Origin of the sequence: Flavobacterium sp., from assembly GCF_030146175.1 — a bacterium.
In the GTDB taxonomy this organism is placed as follows: domain Bacteria; phylum Bacteroidota; class Bacteroidia; order Flavobacteriales; family Flavobacteriaceae; genus Flavobacterium.
The window spans coordinates 1-5263 of record NZ_JASLCE010000103.1 but is presented as its reverse complement, the minus strand read 5'-3'; the positions used below and the strand labels follow the sequence as shown (position 1 = coordinate 5263).

Below are 5263 nucleotides of genomic sequence, written 5' to 3'. Positions count from 1 at the left end.
GTACTCAAGGCGGGACTTGAACCCGCACGAACATTACTGTTCACTGGATTTTAAGTCCAGCGTGTCTACCAATTCCACCACTCGAGCATTTCTTGGTATCGGCTGCAAAGGTAGTATTATATTTTAATTCTGCAAGCTTTATTTGTAATTGAATGCCTTTAAACTACAGGGTTTTTCGAATGATGCTGAAAATAAGCACTATTAGCGATTCAAAAAATGTGAAAAAGTGCTTTTAAAAGAAAACGTCAACGCTAAAATCCAGTACTTCGGCTATTTCGACATTGCGTTGAATCTCTTCAATTCCTTTGGCAATCCGTAATTCGGTTGTAAACTTCCGGCTGGTGGCATAAATATGATCCTGAATGACCACACGGAAAAAATACTTTCCACCCGGGGTTTTAAACTTTAAAAACAAAGTGTCGGCATGGTAGAGCTTTAGCATCTGTATATCCCGCACGCAACCCACTTTCTGATTATGACTCGCGCCGGTAAGGATGATCTTTCCTTTCCGGGAAGTATAATTAAAGCGGTATTGTCCGTTTTCTCTTTTGGTGATTACAAATGCCCCCATCTAAATGTATGCTGTTTTTAAAGGACGGCAAAACTAACAAAAAAGTCCCTTATTAGGGACTTTTTACTATGCTTCTTTTTGCATTTCTTTCTTTTTTGTCACGTCATTTTTTACATAACTTGATTTGCAATTCCAACCGCTTGAGCATGATGCGGATAAAACAGATACAGTAATAATACCTGCGATGAATAATTTTTTCATGGCGTTTGTTTAAGTGTAATTATAGTGGTTTATTTTTTTATGATAAATTCAACTCGGCGGTTCTGGCTTTCCTGTTCTTCAGTACAATTGCCGTTGCATTTAAGTTTTGATTTTCCGTAACCTTTGTAAATTAAACGGTCTTTGGAAATACCATTGCTGGTTAAATATTTAAAAGCCGATTGTGCGCGTTTTTCAGACAATGCCATATTGTATTCAGGCTTACCTTTGGAATCGGTATGGGCATTGATGCTGATCTTCATTTCCGGGTTGTCGTTCAATACCTCGATGATTTTGTTTAACGATAATTCGGATTCCTTTTTAAGTGTTGCTTTGTTGAAATCGAAATAAATGTTTTCAATCTCAATAGCGCTATCGGTTACTTTTGCTTTTAACTGACTTAAGTCGATTTTACCGCTATAGGCAACACTATTTCCGTTTGGTTTAAAATAGTGAGTGTTCGGCTCGTAACCTTCTTTGGATGTTTCAATAGTGTAATCCACCAATGGATCCATTTTAAGACCGAATTTACCGTGGTCGTCAGATTTAAGGGTTTTGATAATGTCGCCAAATTCGTTTTTAACAACAACGGTAGCATTTGGTAGTGCTGTTTTGGTTTTGTTTTCTTCTACTACACCGTTGAAATTCTGTTCCAATACAACCAATTCGAATTTGTAAATATCAAAATCGGATTTGTCGGCTTTTCGGTTGGATGAAATATAACCTTTGTTCTGATAGCTGAATGTAAAAGCGATCTCGTCGTTGTTGGAGTTGATCGTTTCACCCAGGTTCGAACGGTTGATAAAATCACCGTTTACCGATGAAACACGGAAAACATCATATCCGCCAAACGTTTCGTGTCCGTTAGACGAATAATACAGGTAACGGTTATCACCGGTTACATACGGATATTTTTCGTCTTTGGCCGAGTTAACCGTAGGTCCAAGATTGGTAACGTTGGTTAAAGTTCCGTCGGTCATTACATCGGCACTATATATATCGTAACCGCCAAAACCACCTTTCATATCTGATGAAAAGTATATTTTCTGACCGTTTGGTCCCATAAATGGGGTTTCGATAGAGTAGTTTCCATTAATAGCCAAAGGTTGGATGTCTTTCCAGAATCCTTTTGCTTCTAAATCAAGCGTAGCTTTATACAATGAAAATTGTTTGCTGTTTTCTTCTTTCGAACGAGTTAAGTAAATGGTCTTTTGATCGGCCGAAAAGGTTACGCCACCTTCATTACCGTCGCTATCCAATAATTTGGAAAAAATTACCGGACGCGACAGGTTCCCCTGTTTGTCGAATTCAACACAGAACAAATTGTTGTTTGGTGTATTTGTTTTCGGATCGATTGAAACATTCGAAAACCCTCTTTTCTTATTGGATAAGATCAGGTACTTATTCATAAAGAAGGCGGTGCCAATTTCCGATAGTTCACTATTTACACCTGCGTCATAGGTAGTGAAACTAAAACCGTTACTTTGCGGTATTTTAATGTTTTTAGTAAAACTGCTTTGTCCTTGTGCAAATAATTGAATGGAAAAAAGCAGTGAAAAAACAAAAAGATTGGGAGATTTCATTTTTGTTATATTGTCAAAGTTTATACTGTATTATTCTGATACTGTCACGAATATATACTTGATTATTATGATTGCGTTAATAAATCTTTAAACAGACGTAAAAAATCGATAAAATGCACGGATGTAAAATTAGGATTACATTATGCGGATTTTACGCCTTTTTAAGAAATAACAATAGAAGATGGAAATGTGAAATTTAATTGCCGTTATTTCAGCAGTTTGTTTGTTGATTATGTGGTGGTTAGATTTTATTTTTGTATAGGGAGGTTGATCGTTTTGTAGTTGTTATGGTTCGTCCGTTTATGAAGAAAAAATTAAATTTTGACGAAATATTTGCGGTTTTTAAAAATGCGCATATGGGACGTTTTTTTGCCCGACTTTTAGGAAGGGTTTTCTTAAAATATTTATTTTCACACTATTGTGAAAAATATATAAACGCAAAATGTACTAACCCTAATCGGAATTAAGGAGTGTTTTTCTTTTGAAAAGAGGTGATGATTTGGATTTTGTAGGTAGATGAGGTTGTTATAAAAATATTATTCGAAGTGTAAAGCCTCAATTGGGTCGAGTTTTGAAGCTTTTAAAGCGGGATAATAACCGAAAAAAATACCGGTTATCGCGCAAACCAAAAACGAAAGAATAACCGAAGATTCCGAAATCAAAGTTGGCCACTGTAGGAATATTTGGATCAGTTTTGAGGCGATAATGCCCAATAGGATCCCGATAAGTCCGCCAGTTAAGCTGATCAATATTGCTTCTACCAGGAATTGTAGTAAAATATCACGTCCGTTGGCGCCTATCGACATACGTAAACCAATTTCTTTGGTGCGTTCCGTAACCGATACATACATGATATTCATAATGCCAATACCACCTATTAATAAGGAAATGCCGGATATGGCCGTTAACAATACGGTTAGCAACTGACTGGTGGAGCTAAAGGTATTGATCAATTCGGCTTGGGTTCGCACCGAAAAATCATCGTCATCTTTCACTTTTAATCGATGGGAAGTCCGCATGATTTGTTCGATTTCGGCTGTTGCCAAAGCGGTTTGGCTTTCATCGGCCGTGGCGGCATAAATATTTTGCAGGTAAATGGAGTTGGTAATTCGTTTCTGAACGGTACTATAAGGAGCAATAATCACGTCATCCTGATCCTGTCCGAATGCATTTTCGCCTTTGGTTTCCAAAATACCGATAATTCGAAATGGGATTTTATTAAACCGGATGGTCTGTCCGATTGGGTCGGTACCCGGAGGAAAAATATTGTCGGCTACCGTTTGTCCTATAAGGCAGACTTTATTGGCTACATGGATGTCCGATTCCCGAAAAGCAATACCTTCTTTTAACGGCCAGTTGCGAATCTTTAAATAATCCACATCAACACCCTGCATCGATGTTGGCCAGTTTAGCGAACCGTTGATGGCTTGTCCTTTTGACGATACGGCCGGTGATACAGCATTCAGATAGGTTGCTTCTTTTTTTAGTGCGTCCACATCGGCAAGCGTTAAAGTTTGTACGCTGGATATGTCTAAGCGCGCACCGGCAGTAACATTACTGTTGGGACGTATTGTAATCATATTGGAACCCATGCTCGATAACTGATCCTGTATGCTTTGTTTGGATCCTTGTCCGATGGCAACCATGGCAATAACCGATGCCACACCTATAATAATACCGAGCATGGTTAATAATGCCCGGAGCTTATTGCGGCGTAATGCCTTTAATGCGATTAAAAAAAGATTAGCTATTTTCATATTTGTAATCGTCATCGACATTAAAATCGGACAGCATCTGCTTCGCCGATTTTATGTTTTGGTTGTAAAAATCTTTCGTGATTTTGCCATCTCGCAGGGTTATCGTCCGACTGCTAAAAGCGGCGATGTCGGGTTCGTGGGTTACAAAGATGATCGTTTTTCCCTGAGCGTTTAATTCCTGAATCAACGCCATGATTTCGTAGGATGTCCGGGTGTCGAGATTACCGGTGGCTTCATCGGCAAGAATCATCACGGGATCGTTTACCAAAGCACGTGCAATGGCGACCCGCTGTTGTTGTCCGCCCGAAAGTTGGTTAGGGAAGTGATCCAAACGATCGGCCAGTTTTACGGCTTCCAGAGCTTTAATGGCTCTTTCCTTTCGTTCTTTTGTTGATACTTTGGAATTATAGAGTAGTGGTAATTCTACATTTTCTATAGCCGAAGTGCGTGCTAATAGGTTATACGACTGAAATATAAATCCGATTTTGGTGTTGCGCAACGCTGCTAGTTCGTTTTTGGATAAGGACTTTACATTCACATCATCCAATAAATAATTCCCTTCCGATGGTTTGTCCAGGCAACCTAAAATGTTGAGTAGTGTGGTTTTTCCCGAGCCGCTGCTGCCCATTATAGTCATGAATTCGCCTTCCATAACGTCAAAAGAAACGCCTTTTAAAGCCCGAACGGTTTCGGAACCCATGACGAATTCTCTTTTCATATCCTGTATTTCCAGAATTTTTTTACCCATTGCGATTCATTTTAGGCTAAAATTAATTTCTTCCGCCACCGCCGCCCGGACGTTTAGGGATAAACGGACTTGAATTGTTTGCTTTATTGTTTTTGGATTGCCGTGGTACGTTAATCCCGGTTACAATCTCATCTTTGTCGGTTATACCTTTAATCACCTGAACATCTATATCGTTGTCTAATCCGATTTCGATTTGTTTCGGAACGAGTGTCATTCCTTCTTTTATCCATACGGTCGCCTTTTTGGGGATAATACTGTCGGTTTGATGAATGCCGTTTTTTGATGCCTTTCTGTTTGTCCTGTTGTGAGCGGGGGCTTTTCCGATTTTGTACTGTTTTGTCAAGGTCGAATCGGGTTGAAAAGCGATGGCTTTGGCGGATACTAATAAGGTGTTTTTGATTTCTTT

At 39.0% G+C, this 5263-nt stretch carries 5 protein-coding genes, 1 tRNA gene and 1 pseudogene; all 7 read right to left on the bottom strand.

The window, feature by feature from the left end; genetic code table 11:
- Position 1: 1 nt before the first annotated feature.
- Positions 2-87, bottom strand: a tRNA-Leu gene (locus tag Q1R07_RS11750).
- A gap of 145 nt (positions 88-232) precedes the next feature.
- Positions 233-571 carry a DUF1508 domain-containing protein gene (locus tag Q1R07_RS11745; RefSeq protein WP_300490342.1) on the bottom strand — a complete coding sequence of 113 codons (339 nt, stop codon included), beginning with the start codon at positions 569-571 and terminating at the stop codon, positions 233-235.
- A gap of 66 nt (positions 572-637) precedes the next feature.
- A complete protein-coding gene (locus Q1R07_RS11740) occupies positions 638-772 on the bottom strand; it encodes a hypothetical protein (RefSeq protein ID WP_300490339.1) in 135 nt (44 codons plus the stop codon).
- A 29-nt stretch (positions 773-801) separates the two neighbouring features.
- Positions 802-2352 (bottom strand): OmpA family protein, encoded by a 1551-nt coding sequence (locus Q1R07_RS11735; RefSeq protein ID WP_300490336.1) that lies wholly within the window; start codon positions 2350-2352, stop codon positions 802-804.
- A gap of 536 nt (positions 2353-2888) precedes the next feature.
- A complete protein-coding gene (locus Q1R07_RS11730; RefSeq protein ID WP_300490333.1) occupies positions 2889-4109 on the bottom strand; it encodes an ABC transporter permease in 1221 nt (406 codons plus the stop codon).
- Entirely contained in the window at positions 4096-4857 is a 762-nt protein-coding gene (locus Q1R07_RS11725) for an ABC transporter ATP-binding protein (RefSeq protein ID WP_300490329.1), read from the bottom strand. Before Q1R07_RS11725 ends, Q1R07_RS11730 begins: the two co-directional genes overlap by 14 nt.
- Before the next feature lie 22 nt (positions 4858-4879).
- Positions 4880-5263 (bottom strand): annotated as a pseudogene (locus Q1R07_RS11720) (efflux RND transporter periplasmic adaptor subunit); the annotation flags it as partial.

What these genes read in the sequence shown, in the direction of transcription:
- Q1R07_RS11735 (WP_300490336.1), bottom strand. Translation starts at nt 2,352, where the DNA reads ATGAAATCTCCCAATCTTTTTGTTTTTTCACTGCTTTTTTCCATTCAA.
- Q1R07_RS11740 (WP_300490339.1), bottom strand. Translation starts at nt 772, where the DNA reads ATGAAAAAATTATTCATCGCAGGTATTATTACTGTATCTGTTTTATCC.
- Q1R07_RS11745 (WP_300490342.1), bottom strand. Translation starts at nt 571, where the DNA reads ATGGGGGCATTTGTAATCACCAAAAGAGAAAACGGACAATACCGCTTT.
- Q1R07_RS11725 (WP_300490329.1), bottom strand. Translation starts at nt 4,857, where the DNA reads ATGGGTAAAAAAATTCTGGAAATACAGGATATGAAAAGAGAATTCGTC.
- Q1R07_RS11730 (WP_300490333.1), bottom strand. Translation starts at nt 4,109, where the DNA reads ATGAAAATAGCTAATCTTTTTTTAATCGCATTAAAGGCATTACGCCGC.